11 protein-coding genes are annotated in these 16,109 nt (G+C 38.2%); 10 read left to right on the forward strand and 1 reads right to left on the reverse strand.

Annotated features, from left to right (window positions below; genetic code table 11):
- Nucleotides 1–237: 237 nt before the first annotated feature.
- A complete protein-coding gene (locus ACX9YW_RS18415; RefSeq protein ID WP_460349185.1) occupies nucleotides 238–1,869 on the reverse strand; it encodes a stalk domain-containing protein in 1,632 nt (543 codons plus the stop codon).
- Between the two features lie 461 nt (nucleotides 1,870–2,330).
- Here ACX9YW_RS18415 and ACX9YW_RS18420 point away from each other — a divergent pair, with 461 nt between their 5' ends.
- From ACX9YW_RS18420 to ACX9YW_RS18465, 10 genes are all read left to right on the forward strand, one after another.
- Nucleotides 2,331–2,543 carry a LytTR family transcriptional regulator DNA-binding domain-containing protein gene (locus ACX9YW_RS18420; RefSeq protein ID WP_460349216.1) on the forward strand — a complete coding sequence of 71 codons (213 nt, stop codon included), beginning with the start codon at nucleotides 2,331–2,333 and terminating at the stop codon, nucleotides 2,541–2,543.
- A gap of 32 nt (nucleotides 2,544–2,575) precedes the next feature.
- Entirely contained in the window at nucleotides 2,576–4,633 is a 2,058-nt protein-coding gene (locus ACX9YW_RS18425; RefSeq protein ID WP_460349187.1) for a chemotaxis protein CheW, read from the forward strand.
- A 20-nt stretch (nucleotides 4,634–4,653) separates the two neighbouring features.
- Nucleotides 4,654–5,145 (forward strand): chemotaxis protein CheW, encoded by a 492-nt coding sequence (locus ACX9YW_RS18430; protein ID WP_460349189.1) that lies wholly within the window; start codon nucleotides 4,654–4,656, stop codon nucleotides 5,143–5,145.
- 22 nt (nucleotides 5,146–5,167) lie between these two features.
- Complete coding sequence (locus ACX9YW_RS18435) at nucleotides 5,168–6,898, forward strand: methyl-accepting chemotaxis protein (protein WP_460349191.1); 1,731 nt, start codon at nucleotides 5,168–5,170, stop codon at nucleotides 6,896–6,898.
- Between the two features lie 66 nt (nucleotides 6,899–6,964).
- Nucleotides 6,965–7,777 (forward strand): CheR family methyltransferase, encoded by an 813-nt coding sequence (locus tag ACX9YW_RS18440; RefSeq protein ID WP_460349193.1) that lies wholly within the window; start codon nucleotides 6,965–6,967, stop codon nucleotides 7,775–7,777.
- A 22-nt stretch (nucleotides 7,778–7,799) separates the two neighbouring features.
- Nucleotides 7,800–8,822, forward strand: a complete 1,023-nt coding sequence (locus tag ACX9YW_RS18445) for a protein-glutamate methylesterase/protein-glutamine glutaminase (protein ID WP_460349195.1) — start codon at nucleotides 7,800–7,802, stop codon at nucleotides 8,820–8,822.
- 62 nt (nucleotides 8,823–8,884) lie between these two features.
- Nucleotides 8,885–10,627 (forward strand): putative bifunctional diguanylate cyclase/phosphodiesterase, encoded by a 1,743-nt coding sequence (locus ACX9YW_RS18450; RefSeq protein WP_460349197.1) that lies wholly within the window; start codon nucleotides 8,885–8,887, stop codon nucleotides 10,625–10,627.
- Nucleotides 10,628–10,880: 253 nt separating this feature from the next.
- A complete protein-coding gene (locus ACX9YW_RS18455) occupies nucleotides 10,881–11,765 on the forward strand; it encodes a MerR family transcriptional regulator (protein WP_460349199.1) in 885 nt (294 codons plus the stop codon).
- Nucleotides 11,766–11,778: 13 nt separating this feature from the next.
- On the forward strand, nucleotides 11,779–14,835 hold the full coding sequence (locus tag ACX9YW_RS18460) for an efflux RND transporter permease subunit (RefSeq protein ID WP_460349202.1): 3,057 nt from the start codon (nucleotides 11,779–11,781) through the stop codon (nucleotides 14,833–14,835).
- Between the two features lie 34 nt (nucleotides 14,836–14,869).
- A complete protein-coding gene (locus tag ACX9YW_RS18465) occupies nucleotides 14,870–15,847 on the forward strand; it encodes a YbgA family protein (protein ID WP_460349204.1) in 978 nt (325 codons plus the stop codon).
- Nucleotides 15,848–16,109: the final 262 nt, after the last annotated feature.

Below are 16,109 nucleotides of genomic sequence, written 5' to 3' on the forward strand. Positions count from 1 at the left end.
CGTGCTTCCCCAGATATGATCATATTAAATCCGCTGTTTAGATGCCTTGGTACTTATCCTAGTATAACGATAAAGTAGCAAACCTCCTAATTCATTCACAACTGTTGACAATTTGTCAACGGGTACTATTATTGTAAGAAGTGCATTCCATTAATGCAACCATTTATTTTGATAAAGTGTGGAAGCTCCATTGAATTATTGGGAGAAAATAGGAGATTGGTGACAGGCACCAACCTCCTATTTTTTGGTTGTTATATCAATGATTTTAAGTTTTTGGTCGTATTGCAGTTTTGTTTCGAGTGCTTGGCTGATGAAGCGGATGGGTACCATGGTTGTTTTTTGGTTTAGGACAATGGGTGATGCGTCGATGGTGATTTTTTTGTTGTTTATGTAGGCGGTTTTGCTGCCTATTGTTAACTTTACTGTGGTTGTCCCTTTTTTCGCGGTCACCGTCTGTGTTTTTCCGTCCCATACCACCGTCGCTCCAAGTGTTTCAAAAATACTCCGCATAGGGACCATTGTTCTTCCTTGGCTTACAACAGGTGGCTGCGTGTATCTTTGTTCCTTGCCATCAATATTGACGGTAATTTCGTCTAAATCAAATAGATGGACATCATAGGTTAACGAAGTAGGGGTACCATCTGAGTTTTGAAGTCCCTCTACCTTTACCGTGATCGTGTCTCCCTTTTCATATTGTAGATCATTCGGTTTAAAGGTTAATAAGTATGGATTGGCATAAAAGTAGCCATTCTGTATGTATCCAATCGGATTAATCAACTGCCATTTTTTCTTTGTCCGTTGGTTGGTCATTGTAATCTTGACTTTCTTTTTTTCGATTTCTTCAAACTTTCGATTATTTAACTCTAAAGACCATACGCTAGCCCCATATGCAAAGTTAATCGGGAAATTTCCTGCACTTGGCCAGGAAATGGTATCGTACTGATAGCCGAAATTCCTTGAACCACCTGAGTCCATATGCATCACAGAATAATATCCCGAATACCCAAATCCAACCTGAGTCAAATTGGGATGCAAGATCGAAGTACGGTGTCCAACGCGCTGTAAATTATGCGAACCAGGATCGTCCATAAAGCCTTCGACCGCCCTCGCTAAAGAATACTGACCAAAGTGTAAGTTTTCCCACCCTGGATTGGCTGTTTCAAAGAATTGATCCGACATATCCTTTGGTTTTGACGGGTGATGTGGGTTAGCAGGGTTATAATTCACCTCTAATAGCACCGCCTTATGCTGCGCTGAAATCATTTCTTCCTTGCTTAATGTTATATTCGGATTCATGTTTGCAAGGAATCTAACATAGTTTGTCATGTTAAGCGCATCGTTAAGAAACGTCTGTTTTAGGCTTCCAGCCTTATATGGTGCTTTTAATAAAGGCTTTTCTATGTAAAATTCACCTTCATGCTTCGGTGAGAGCTGATTCCATTTTCTCTTAATCTCTGATTTGGTTTTCAGTTTTTCTAACATGCTATATGTCACTAATTTTTTACTAATTTCTATATACTCATCATAAAAATAATTGTCACCCGCAACAAAGTAAATGATGTAGGTGAACCCCTTTAAAGGCGATGTCGTTATTTTAAAACTACCATCTGGACCAATATCACCATCATAGTAGCTCTCTTCATTTTCATCTTCTTGGTTCCTGACATAGACAGAAACCTTCTTAATGGTTTTGTCCTTCGTTGAACCAGTGATTGTGATCGACCCATCCGTATTAAATACAGCTTTTGAAAACTTTCCGTCTGCATAACCTAAAATAGGCTGAACCGAAACCGCCAAAACAGGCAGATGAAAGCTCATCATAAGAATGGCCATTATCATCAGCCCAAACGAAATTCTTGTAAACTTCAAAATGAACTCCTCCTTTTTATCAAGTGATTCCTATTTTAATAGATATACAAATAGTTTACTTCTTATATAAAGACTTGTAAAAAATGCAGCATAGAGCGGTTTTCGTGCTTCTTCATAGGTTCTACCAGACTTAAGAAAAAGTAAAGAAGCTTATCTTATTTGAAAAAAGCCAGCATTTAGTCCCGATTTATGGAGGGGTCGACAAAGAAATTAGTTCTTTAGTAATACAAAATGTGTTTAATTTCCTCTCTTGAAGATGTGCTTTAGGTATGTCGTTAATTGTCAGATTTTGTAGTAAAATGTCAAATTTATGTTGTTAAATGTCTGTTATTAGTTATGAAATAGAGAAAAAAGGTCTTTTCGTGGGATTTGTGGATTGGACATATTATAGGCTAAAAGGTAGAGTTTCAATTGGATGATTACTGGAAAGTTGTTTGATGGATTGATAAAAAGAGCTGTTCATCAAATCGAATCAAAGTTTCCACTATGTTTCTATTGATGATATTTCTTTCATAGAGAAAGTTAGCAGGAAATCCATTTTTTATACAAATGATGGTCAGTTCGAAACCTCCTATTCTCTGCAAGAAATAGAGGCTAAACTACCAAAATACTTTTTGGACAGGTTCTTGGTTCTCAGGATAAGGGCGAGTCCTCTTGTCTCTACTAACAGGTAAAATATGTTTGACCCGATGGAAGGGGAGAGATTATGACAGTTCAAACAGATGATTTTATTCTTGATATGTACATTTCCGAAACCTCACAGCTTGTTGAACAGCTTGAGAAAATAGTCCTAGAAAGTGAACAGTCAGATCATTTTTCGGAAAGTATCGTTAACGAGATTTTTCGAATCATGCATACAATTAAAGGGTCTGCCGCAATGATGAATCATCATAATATAGCGACCTTAGCGCATTCGCTTGAAGATATATTCACTTATATAAGAGAACAGGGTAATTCCCAATTACCATCTATTTCCGAACTATCTGACATCATGCTAGAGAGTGTGGATTTCATTAAGGGAGAAATTCAAAAGGCAAAGCAGCTTGAAGTTGTAGATGGGGAAGCCTCACTTTTTATTCAAAAAGCTGAGTCTTATTTTATATTATTAAAAACTAGCAAACAAGGAAACGGGACGACAGACGAATCCAACTTGCAAACTCTTAGTAAATCAGAGTCAACCATCTTACATTCATTGATGTCAGAAAATAGTGATAATACATCTCCAATCTTTCATGCGACTGTTTATTTTGAAGATGACTGCCAAATGGAAAATATCCGCGCTTTCCAAATTGTGCAGAGTTTAAAGGAGATTGTGGAAGAATACCGCCATATACCGGAAGATATTAAGGAATTTACGATTTCAGGTGAAATGATAAGAAAACAAGGATTTCAGCTATTCTTCAGAACAGAGAAGTCATATGAGGAAATATATGAACTATTTTTACAATCTAGTTACCTTAAGGAATTAGAGTTAAAACAGATTCAGGAAACAGTTGAAGTGGAAAACGGGCATCTTAAAGGCGATCAGCCGAAACAGCAGATTAATTTAGATGAACCTGATTCTAAAGAAGAGATACTAACCAATTATTCCCAAAATAATTCCATAAATGTAAACGTTTTAAAACTAGACGAACTTATGGATTTAGTAGGGGAATTAGTGATTGCCGAAGCCATGGTGACACAAAATCCAGAACTATCAGGATTGCCCTTAGAGCAATTTCGGAAAGCTGCCAGACATCTGCAAAAAATTACACACGAAATTCAGGATAAAGTAATGGCCATTCGTATGGTTCCTTTGTCTAATACGTTTCAGAAGATGCACCGGGTTATTCGTGATATGTCAAAAAAACTTGGCAAAAGTGTGAATTTAAGATTAATAGGCGAAGAGACAGAAATGGATAAAAACATTATTGAACATATTTCTGACCCTATCATGCATTTGGTAAGAAACGCTGTTGATCATGGAATTGAAACCACGCAGGAGAGAATCGAGAGTGGCAAGTCTGAACCAGGATTAATCACACTAGAAGCAAAAAATTTAGGCGGGGAAGTCATCATTCATTTGAAGGATGATGGAAGAGGCTTGGATAAAAATAAAATCCTCAAGAAGGCTAAAGAAAATCAAATATTGTTAAAAGACCCAGATAAAATGACAGATAAGGAAATCTATCAACTGATTCTTCTTCCAGGATTCTCAACAAAGGAGAACATCACCGAATTTAGTGGCAGAGGCGTTGGCATGGATGTTGTTGTACAAAACATTTCGGCAGTAGGTGGATCGGTTTCTATTGAAAGCGTTGTTAATCAAGGGACGACCATTTCCATTCGAATTCCTTTAACACTAGCTATTATTGACGGAATGAACATAAGGGTTGGACAGTCCTATTATACGCTTCCAACGACAGCTATAAAGGAGTCTTTCAGACCGAACCACGATGATTTGATTAGGGATCCTGATGGGAATGAAATGATTATGGTTCGAGGTCAAGTCTACCCGATTCTCCGACTGCACCAATTTTATCATATCAAAACGGAAACCGTTCAAATCAATGAAGGGGTTCTTGTCATGGTCGAACAAGATGAACAGTTTATTTGCCTTTTTGTCGATGAGTTGTTGGGGCAACAGCAGGTAGTCGTTAAATCGTTGCCGCCTTATATTAAAAAGCTTAACAATATTACTGGTATATCTGGGTGTACCTTGCTTGGTGATGGGAGTATCAGCTTAATTCTTGATATTTCGGGATTAGCCAAAGCAAGAAAATGAAACGTAGGAGCTGAAAGAGGATGTCGGAGACTTTAACTCAAGAAGTTGAAACATGGGAAGAGGATACTCAAAAGGGTAAATTTCTCACTTTTTTTGTAGAAAATGAGTGCTATGGCATTGAAATCAAACATGTAACGGAAATCATTGGGATACAAAAAATTACCGAAATACCAGAGATGCCTGATTTTTTGCGAGGAATTATTAATTTACGGGGAAAAATAATTCCTGTTATGGACGTGAGGCTTCGTTTTAAGAAAATGGTCCAGGAATATAATGACCGAACCTGTATTATCGTTATTGATATCCATGAATGTTCAATCGGATTAATTGTGGATCGTGTTTCGGAGGTCTTATCGATATCCGATAGCCAAATTGTTGCCCCTCCAGAAATAAATCACAATGGGAACAAATATGTTATGGGAATTGGAAAAGTGGGAAATGACGTGAAATTATTATTAGATTGCGAAAAACTTTTAAAAGATGGGGAATTACAGCAGGTTCAAAATATATAAATAGATTTGGGAGGCTGTTAATATGTCTTGGCTTTATAATATGAAGGTTGGTAAAAAACTTATTTCTTCGTTTCTTCTTGTTGCTTTATTAGCGGGTGTAATGGGGGTATTGGGAATTATTAATGTGAAGAATATTAATAAAAGTTACACTACCCTATTTATTAATAATGGGATTGCCCTTGGAGATATTGGTACAGTAGGGGTTGAGTTTAATAAAATTCGCGCAAGCATTCGTGATATGCTTCTAGTTAATGAATTACCGGAAAAGGAAGCTATTATTAGAGACATCGACGAATTAACTAACCATGTGGAAGAGGGTCTAACAAAATATAAAAATAGTATAGAAAGCGAACATGAACGTAATTTAGTTACCTCTCTTGAAGAAGCACTTAGAAACTATAATTCTATTCAAATTAAGGTCATTGATTTGGCGATAACTGGTCAAACTGAACAAGCAGCACAACTTCTTAGGTCTGAGGGGATACCGCAGTCTAAAGTAGCCGAAGGATTTCTTAATCAAATTATTGAATTGAATAAGGAGTCTGGAGTAAAAAACTCAGATAGCCTTTCGAAGCAGACTGAAGCAACCGTTATGACGATGATTGTCATCTTTGTTATTGTCATGGTTGTCGCGATTACCTTAGGTTTGGTTATCTCTCGAATGATTAGTAAACCTATCGAGCAATTACTTCAATCAGCTGAACAAATTGCAGATGGAGATTTGGACGTAGAAATTGATATTAATAGAAATGATGAGATTGGAATGTTGGCAGCCTCCTTTAGAAAAATGGCTGATACTCTAAACGAGGTCATGAGTAATATTCGAACTGCAACTGAACAGGTTGCTTCTGGTGCGAAACAGGTGTCGGAATCAAGTATTTCACTGTCACAAGGAGCAACAGAACAGGCAAGTTCAATTGAACAATTAACCTCTTCCATTGAAGAAATTTCTTCTCAAACCAAACAAAATGCGGAAAATGCCAATCAGGCTAATATTTTGGCAGATACAGCAAAAGAGAATGCAACTCTCGGTAATAATCAGATGAGAGAAATGTTAAATGCAATGGATGAAATAAATATTGCATCAGAAAACATCTCGAAAATTATTAAGGTTATCGATGAAATTGCCTTCCAAACGAATATTTTAGCATTAAACGCAGCAGTTGAAGCAGCGAGAGCCGGTCAACATGGTAAGGGATTTGCCGTTGTCGCGGAGGAAGTTCGAAATCTTGCCGCAAGATCAGCAAACGCAGCAAAAGAAACAACGGAAATGATTGAAGGTTCGATTAAGAAGGTAGAAGGCGGAACAAAGATTGCAAACGAGACAGCCTCCGCCCTTCAAAAAATTGTCGATGATGTTGCAAAAGTTGCTAATCTTGTAAGTGACATCGATACTGCATCCAACGAGCAGGCGGCTGGTATCAATCAAATTAGTCAGGCTGTTATGCAAGTATCCCAAGTGGTCCAAGAGAATTCAGCAACGTCTGAAGAAAGTGCAGCAGCTAGTGAAGAACTATCTAGTCAAGCTGAATTATTGAGAGAACAAGTTGATAAATTCAAAATTAGAAAAAACTACACCAATTCCTATAGTGGGTTTGATGCAATTAATCCGGAGCTATTACAAATGTTTGAGAAAATGTCAGAAAAGAAAAATACAGGGCTGTCTCGAAGTGCCGATGCATACCCGGAGGTTGCCGCTACAAACCAGAAAAAAGATATTATTTTAAGTGACAAGGAATTTGGAAAATACTAACTATTACTAAAAGGAAAGAGACTATTAAAGGCTCTTTCCTCTTCTATAAATTGGAGGTGATCTAAGATGTACACGATTACCAATAATGAATTTAGACAAATGGCTGATTATATCAAGATGAATTTCGGGATTCATCTAACGGATGAAAAGAGAGTCCTTTTAGAAGGTCGACTAAGCAAAGTCCTCAATGAGTTAAATATCAAGAATTTCTCTGATTATTATAAGTATGTAACATCGGATAGAAGTGGAGAGGCCGTTAATACGTTAATCAATAAGATTTCGACTAATCATACTTTCTTTATGAGAGAGGTCAATCATTTCCATTTTTTAAAGGAAAAAGTGTTTCCAACCCTTTTACCTACTATAAAAGATAAGGACCTTCGTATATGGAGTGCTGGCTGTTCTTCAGGGGAGGAACCGTACACGTTAGCCTTTCTTGTGGATGAGTATCTTAACTTTGAGAAATGGACCTGGGATGCAAAAATCCTGGCGACAGATATTTCAGCGGATGCCTTGAATACGGCGAAAAAGGGAATTTATGGGAAGGATATGATTGCTTCCTTACCTAAACAGTGGAAATCAACCTATTTTATGAATCATCAAAATGAGAAATTTGAAGTTAAAAGTGAGATAAAAAAGGAAATTATTTTTAGACGCTTTAATTTGATGGAAAAGGCTTTTCCATTCAAGAAGAAGTTTCATGTGATTTTTTGTCGAAATGTCATGATTTACTTTGATCACAAAACCAAAATGGAACTAATTGAGAAGTTTTATGAATACTTAGAGCCGGGTGGGTATTTGTTTATCGGTCATTCCGAAACCATTGATCGGGAATATAGGAAGTTCAAATACATTATGCCTGCTGTTTATCAAAAGTGAATGAAGAAAATGAGATGGTTATATGCGTTTGGGAAAGAAAATCAAGGTTTTAGTTGTAGATGATTCACTTTTGTTTCGTGAGGTCATCTCCAGAGGTATTTCGACTGATCCAGACATAACTGTTGTTGCTAAAGCAGTAGATCCATTTGATGCCAGGGATAAGATATTAACGTATCATCCGGATATTATGATTTGCGATATTGAGATGCCTAAAATGAATGGGATTGAGTTTATTCGTAGGTTATTGCCTCAATATTCAATACCTGTCATTATCGTCAGTTCTGTTAGCCGTGCCGTGTTCGAAGCTTTAAATGCTGGTGCAGTTGATTTTATAACAAAACCTAATGTTCAGTTTACCAAAAATGTTGAAAATTTTATTGAAGAATTAATTGAAAAAATTAAAATTGCGTCAACTGCCAATGTTATGGATAACCCAAAGGGCTCGAATAACTTACCTACGCCTCCCCTTTCAAAGGAAATCACTAAAAAGATTATTGCAATTGGCGCTTCGACAGGAGGAACGGAAGCTGTATTTCAATTGCTTAAATCTTTTCCCGAAAATGGCCCGGGGATTGTCATTGTCCAGCATATTCCACCTGTCTTTTCAAAAATGTTTGCAGAAAGACTTGATCAGTCCTTAAAACTATCGGTTAAGGAAGCAGAAACTGGAGATTATGTGGAAAACGGAAAGGTTTTAATTGCCCCTGGAAACATGCATGTTAAGGTGAAAAAAGTGGGTACAAAATTGAAAGTGGAATGTTTTCACGGAGAAAAGGTAAATGGACATTGTCCATCTGCGGATATTTTATTCGAATCCGTTGCAAAAGAGGTTGGAAGTAACGCCATTGGGGTCATTCTAACAGGTATGGGTTATGACGGTGCAAAAGGGCTGCTTTCAATGAGACAAAGTGGAGCAAGAACGATAGGTCAAGATGAAAAAACATCAGTAGTATACGGAATGCCGAAAGTGGCATATGAAATTGGGGCAGTTGAGAAACAAAGCAGCCTTTCCGCTATTCCTAATCTAATTTTTTCGATGTTTTAGTCAGGCTTTACCGTGTAGCCTATGGTACGATTGGTTTTCTAGGAGTGAGGAGGTTTAGGGGGGTGTGGGATTTCTTCAAAAAATTAATAATTGACAAACCAAACTCAAAAGAAGTTGAGAAGAATGAAGTGTGTGAATCCATGTTAAAGGAACTTGGTGACTTTAAGTTTGCATTAGATCAATCCTCCATTGTCATTATTATCGATGCTGAGAGAAATATTACCTATGTGAATGATAAATTTTGTGAAATATCAAAATATAGCAGAGAAGAACTAATCGAACACACCCCTCAAATGATAAATTTAGGTTTCCAACCTAAAAAGTTTTTTTATGATATGTGGAGTATTCTTCAGAATGGTGATATTTGGGAAGGTGAAATCAAAAATCAGGCTAAAGATGGCTCTTTTTATTGGGTTAAGACAACGATGATCCCTTTTGTTAATGAGGAAGGAATCCCCTATCAATACATGGTCGTTGCTCAAGATATTACCAACGTTAAGAAAATGGAAGAAGAACTCTTTCATAAAGTTTTTCACGACGAATTAACTGGACTTAAAAATCGCCGATGTTTAAATAGTATGGAAGGGAAATGGATAACCGATCTTCATGAGGATAAACCTATTGCCTTTTTGTTTTTAGATATTAACCGTTTAAAATATCTAAACAATACCTTAGGTCATAGCATGGGGGACCACGTTTTGTACGCCATCGCTCAAAGATTCAGAAACTACCTTCATAACAAAGCTGAAGTATTTAGGTTTGGCGGTGACGAATTTATCATTGTATTCCAATATCGTTCGGATGATGAGGTAGAAAGTCTCGCCAACGGAATATTGAACCTATTTATAAAGTCATTTTTTTTGAATGGTGAAGAAATATTACTTTCAGCCAGTATCGGTGTTAGCCTTTTTCCAAAAGACGGTAAGGATATCGAAACTCTTGTGAAAAAGGCAGATAGTGCCATGTACATTGCTAAAAATAAGGGTACAAATGCTATGCAGTTTTATACTGCTGGAATGTATGAAAACATGGCAAAAACGATGAATTTAGAAAAGGCGTTAATGCAAGCTGTTAAGGAAAAAGACTTTTTAATTTATTATCAGCCAAAATGTGATTTAAGAAGTGATAAAATTTGGGGGGCTGAAGCCTTATTGCGATGGGAGCATCCGATCTTAGGGAATATCCCGCCTTCGGAATTTATTCCGTTAGCAGAAGAAACGGGCCTGATTGTCCCAATAACTAAATGGGTTTTGGAATCTGCTTGTAGGCAAAACAAAGTTTGGCAGGAAGAGGGTATTTCACCAATAATAGTAGCCGTAAATATATCAGCTAAATTAATTTCAAAAGAATTGGTTACATTGGTTGAAGAAGTTCTAAGAGAGACTGGATTACAACCATGTTTTTTAGAATTAGAGATAACGGAAAGTACCATGCAAGATCCTGGTATCACTATTCCTATACTAAAGGAATTAAAGTCACTTGGTGTAAAATTATCTATAGATGATTTCGGAACTGGTTATTCATCATTAGGATTTTTAAGACAATTTCCTGTAGATAGTCTTAAGATTGATCGTTCTTTTATAGATGAAATTAACAGGGACAATGGAATCATTGTTAAAACCATTATAGATATGGGTCGACATTTAGGATTTAATGTTATTGCTGAAGGTATCGAAAATATAGAACAAAAGCAATTTCTTATGGACTTTAATTGTATAGATGGTCAAGGATTTTTTTTCAGCCCGCCTTTACCGACTGATGAAATATGTAAATTATTAACTCATTCAGAATGGAATGTAAGTTAGCCACATACCGGTAGAGATTGAAAGAGGGAAGTGCTCCAACACTTCTCTCTTTTTGCTGTTGAACAACTTCCTTTAGCTCATCTACTTTCTGGTGTATTTTTTGAAATCATATGCTTATCTCGAACCGTCCCTATGTTATATTTTGTATAACTTTTGTATAAAGTTTTTGAAAAAAGCTTTTACAATTTTGGTTTTTTGTATAAAATGGTAATTATAAGGTTTAATGTTTTTGTTTTTTGAAAGGATGACGGTAGTGAGACGATTTTCTATACAGCAAGTGTCTGAGGTTACGGGGATTTCGAAGCAGTTGATTCGCAAGTGGGAAGAACGGTATGAGATTGTGACACCGCAAAGGTTGGACAATGGGTATCGATTTTATACGGAACAGGATGTTTATAAGCTATTTACCGTAAAATCTCTCATCGAGAAGGGCCATCCGGTTAAAAGAGCGGTGGAGTTACTCAAGACAGAAAAAGTTAAACCCGAGAATCACCCTAATATTCAAAGCGAATGGCAACCAGAGGTATGGAATGAGTCGGTTTTTAAGCTGCTTTACTATGGGGACAAATGCGACGAGGAGGGACTGATCATCACGCTTCAGCAATCCTTCCATCAATCCGGGCTCCAATCCTTTTTAACCCACGTCATTACACCCTTTTTAGTGGAAGTGGGGGAAAGATGGGAGCGTGGGGTATGGAGCGAATACCAGGAATCTTTTTCGAGTTTAATTGTCAGGGATTTTCTCATTGGCATTCGACGAAATATGAGAGGGAATCCGGATGGACCTCTAGTATTAGGTGTATGCTTGCCGTTTGAAAGACATGAGATTCCCGTGCATTTACTTTTATTAAGGTTGATGTTAAAAGGTTATAACACCATGATGGTTGGTGCTTCGCCTGCCCCAGGTACAATTGAATCACTTGTCAACCTGATGAATCCTAAGTTTGTCCTCCTCTCCGCGACAACGACTATTCCGTTTACCAAAGACACCGAGTTGTTAGAAAAAATGGATCAATTTGCTTTAACTCAAGAAAGAACCCGTTTTTATCTAGGTGGTGCCAGTGCCTATGAAGCAACCAAAAATAAAGACTTAAAAGCGATTACCGTGACCAATTCGATTGACGAGCTATTTCATTAAAGGGGGGGTTGTATTGAAATTTTTTACTGCATTTAGTTTAAAAAACAGTTTTGCCGTATTTATTATTTCATTCTTACTGATTTTAGGTGGCTTATTTTCTTTTTCAAAATTGAAAGTGGACCTTTTGCCTAATATTGAGTTTCCTCAATTATCGATCCAAATGATTTATCCGGGTGCGTCTCCTCAAGATGTGAATGAGCAGGTGACGAGCAAAATCGAAGAGAAGCTAAAGGGAATCGAAGGAATTAAAAAAATGCAAAGCTCTTCTTACGAAAGCATTTCGATCATTAATCTGGAGTTTCCCTTTGATGCCGATTTAGATGAAATCGAGGATTCGGTGAACCGTTACATTCAAGAAGCAAAGCTACCTGAGAATGTTCAGACGGAGATTAATCGTTTTTCATTTGGATCTTTCCCGATATTCAATATTTCGTTGTTCTCAAAAGGAACCAATGATTTACAAAAGATTCTTCAGGAAGAAGTGATTCCGGAATTAAATAAAATTAATGGGGTCAATAGTATTTCTGTTGGTGGATATAAAGAAGAAAAACTTGAGATTATGGTGAACCGTGAGAAAGCTGCCCAGTTAGGCTTGTCGTTGAATCAAATTAATCAACAGATTGGGCAAAAACAATTCTCTTTTCCTGCTGGGAGTGTCAAGGGCAGTGACATTATCATTCCTGTACGTGTCCAAGAAAAGGTGGAGTTATTAGAGGAGTTAGAGAATATCACCTTAACCTCTACCTTTCTCCCGAATGCACAAAGTGTTAAATTAACCGATATTGCCACGATTAAAGAAGTGTCTGATAAACCGGAGATTACCCGCTATAATCAACAAGATTCGCTATCGATGGCGGTGACGAAAAAGCAGGATGCCAATACCGTTGAGCTCGCTGGTAAAGTTTTAAATGTTCTTGAAAGTTATAACGACCGTTTAGACTATGCGATCGGTTTTGATTCCGCACAAGGGATTGAGAAATCGGTCAATACGTTAATCAAAGAAGGATTGCTAGGAGCGCTTTTTGCATCCATTGCCGTTCTTGTGTTTCTTCGGAATGTGAGAGCAACGATTATTGCGATTATTTCGATACCTCTGTCACTCTTGGTTTCTTCTGTGTTTTTATATCGATTAGATATTTCGCTTAATATTATGACGTTAGGTGGAATGGCCGTTGCAGTGGGGCGGGTCGTGGATGATAGCATCGTAGTGATTGAAAATATCTTCAGACGTGTCCGCAAAGATCAACAAGGAATGTCTGATTCGTTAGTCATCGACTCAACGCGCGAAATCCTAAAGGCGATTACTTCTTCTACGATTACAACAGTTGTCGTATTTTTACCATTAGGGTTTGTCGGGGGAATTACAGGCGAATTCTTTTTACCATTTGCCTTAACCATTGTCTTTTCTCTGTTAACATCCTTACTTGTGGCGATTACGATTGTCCCTATTCTTGCCAAGTTTTCATTTAAACGGGTGCCGAAGGAAGAGTCTAAGGAAGGAATTCTCCAACGTTTTTACGAAAAAACGATTAAATGGTCGCTCAACCACAAATGGATCGTCATCGGCTTATCAGTGCTGACTCTGGTCGGTTCAGGAGCACTGGTTCCAAGTCTTGGCTTTACCTTTATTCCGAATGAAGAGCAAAAGCTGCTGGTGGCAAGCTTTCAATTACCATCCACTACTCCTTTAGAAAGAACGAATGAAATTTCTCTTGCTGTTGAGGAAATGTTTGCCGAAAAAGGGGAAATTAAAGAAGTAACGGCGGGGATTGGAAGTCGTGATTATATGACAGGTCTTAAGCGTCAGAATCAGGCGAACTATTTTATCAGCCTAAAAGACGATGTTGAGGTGGCCAATTTTATCAAAGAATTAGAAGGTGACATGGAACGCATTGTGCTGGCAGAGGTGCCTAAAGCGAAATTGGGTGTTCAAGAGCAATCAACCGGAGGTCCGCCTACTAATAATAATGTCAATATTAACCTATATTCATCGGATTTAGCGGCCTTACAAACGGCTGCGAAAAATGTAGAAAGCTATATGAAGGAACAAAAGGATTTAAAATATGTCGTGAATAATTTTTCTGAAAAGCAGCGACAAATTATCATTGATCTTGATTCGGAGAAATTGGCAGAGTATGGCGTGTCTGGCTATCAAGTCCTGGCGACGGTAAGTGATAGTACCAAGCCAATGACTGTAGGTAACCTCGTTTTAAATGGAACGGAACGAATGATTGGATTATCTTATGATCAACCGTCTGATTCCGTGGAAGAGTTAAATAATTTGACAATCTTCACCAATCGGGGGCCAATTCCGATCAAAGAGCTGGCAACGATAAACGAAGTGGAGGAATATACCTCTATACAGAAGCTTGATGGTAAAATTTTTGCCCAAATTTCAGCGACGATTGATTCGAACGATATTCGTACCGTTTCCACAAGGGTGGTTGACGGTGTGAAGAATGAGGTTGATTTGGCAAAGGGTGTTACGTTTGAAGGTGGCGGCGGTAGTGATGAAACCGTAGAAACCTTTACCCAACTAGGGTTAGCGATGGTTATTGCGGTCGGATTAGTCTATTTGACCATGCTCATCACGTTTGGAAAGGCCCGAATTCCATTCATTATCCTGTCTTCGTTGATATTTATTCCGATCGGTTCGTTATTGGGTCTGTATTTTACCAATGAACCTATGTCTGTTAGCGTCATGATTGGCTTGTTAATGCTAATTGGAATCGTCACCACCAATGCGATTGTATTGGTTGACCGAATTGGCCAAAATCGTGAAGAAAAAAGGATGGATATTCGAGATGCTCTGATTGAAGCGGGGAAAACTAGATTACGACCTATCTTGATGACGGCATTTGCTACGATTGCTGCCTTGATTCCGTTGGCCCTAACTACTTCGTCAGGAACGCTTATTTCTAAAGGATTGGCTGTCACGGTCATCGGGGGATTAACCTCCTCCACGCTGTTAACACTCATTTTAATACCAGTCATCTATGAGATGTTTTTTTATAAACAAAGAAAAAAAGAAACCGGTTATCAAACTGAAACCTCGGTTAAATTAACCTAAGACGATATTAACTTTTCATTAAATGAGGGATGAAATGAATCGGTTTGCTCGACCTCGAATTGTTGTGAGTAAGTGCTTAGAATTTGAACCATGTCGGTATAATGGCGATGTCATTTCCGATCCAATGATCAGGAAACTACAGCCATTTGTTGACTTTCTTCCTGTTTGCCCGGAGGTGGGGATTGGTTTAGGAGTACCAAGAGAAACCATTCGGTTAGTCGAGGTTGACGGGGTTCGACGTTTAGTCCAACCTTCAACGGAAAGGGATTTAATTTCGACGATGGAATCGTTCTCTTCTCAATTTTTAGACCGATTGCAGGATGTGGATGGATTTATTTTAAAAAGTAAATCGCCAACCTGTGGCATGAAGGATGTAAAAATTTATAGCGGTTTAGCGAAGTCTCCTGTGATTGGAAAAGGTAGCGGTGTATTTGGTAAGGCCATTTTAGATCGATTTCCTTTATACGCGGTTGAGGAAGAGGGCAGACTGAGTAACTTTTCGATTCGAGAACATTTTCTAACGAAGATCTTTACTCTTGCGGAGTTTAGGAAGATAAAAAATGTCCAAGAGCGTGGCATTAAACCGCTTTTGGACTTCCATTCTAAGAATAAATATCTTTTCATGGCCTACAATCAAGCGGCCTTGAAGGAACTTGGAAAAATCGTTGCGAGTCATAAGCAGCGACCTATCGAAGACCTTTATGGAGCGTATGAACAGCAGTTGTATCGCCTGTTTGCGCGGAAACCGAGAGACCAGTCCTATATCAACGTGAGTCAGCATATAGCGGGGTATTTCAAAGAGGAGCTCTCCAAAGAGGAGAAGGAGTTTTTCACCACCATGTTGGAGAAATATCGTGGTGAAAAGATTCCACTCAGCTGCTTAACCAGCATCCTAAAATCCTGGGCTATCCGGTTTGATAATCAATACCTAAGCACCCAAACCCTATTCGACCCCTACCCCGAAGAACTTATCGAAATAAGCGATTCGGGTAAGGGGAGGGAGTATGGGTGAAACATGTGAAACATGGGGACGGTTCTGGTGTTTCATTTGGTGAATCATGCGGGTGGGTTGAGACTACTGGGAATAATCCAAAATTGTCCATGAGTGGCTGCTCATGGACAATTTTGGATTTCCGAGGATTGATTTTGTCCATGAGGTGGCTTTTTATAGACAGTTTGGGGTTTTGGCGGTCGCGATTTGTCCATGAGATGGCTTTTCATAGACAGTTTGGGGTTTTGGCGGTCGCGATTTGTCCATGAGATGGCTTTTCATA

Source organism: Pseudoneobacillus rhizolycopersici, from assembly GCF_054786815.1.

Excerpts from the sequence above, each read along its gene's own strand:
- ACX9YW_RS18440 (WP_460349193.1), top strand. The coding sequence starts at position 6,965 with ATGTACACGATTACCAATAATGAATTTAGACAAATGGCTGATTATATC.
- ACX9YW_RS18465 (WP_460349204.1), top strand. The coding sequence starts at position 14,870 with ATGAATCGGTTTGCTCGACCTCGAATTGTTGTGAGTAAGTGCTTAGAA.
- ACX9YW_RS18445 (WP_460349195.1), top strand. The coding sequence starts at position 7,800 with ATGCGTTTGGGAAAGAAAATCAAGGTTTTAGTTGTAGATGATTCACTT.
- ACX9YW_RS18425 (WP_460349187.1), top strand. The coding sequence starts at position 2,576 with ATGACAGTTCAAACAGATGATTTTATTCTTGATATGTACATTTCCGAA.
- ACX9YW_RS18430 (WP_460349189.1), top strand. The coding sequence starts at position 4,654 with ATGTCGGAGACTTTAACTCAAGAAGTTGAAACATGGGAAGAGGATACT.
- ACX9YW_RS18435 (WP_460349191.1), top strand. The coding sequence starts at position 5,168 with ATGTCTTGGCTTTATAATATGAAGGTTGGTAAAAAACTTATTTCTTCG.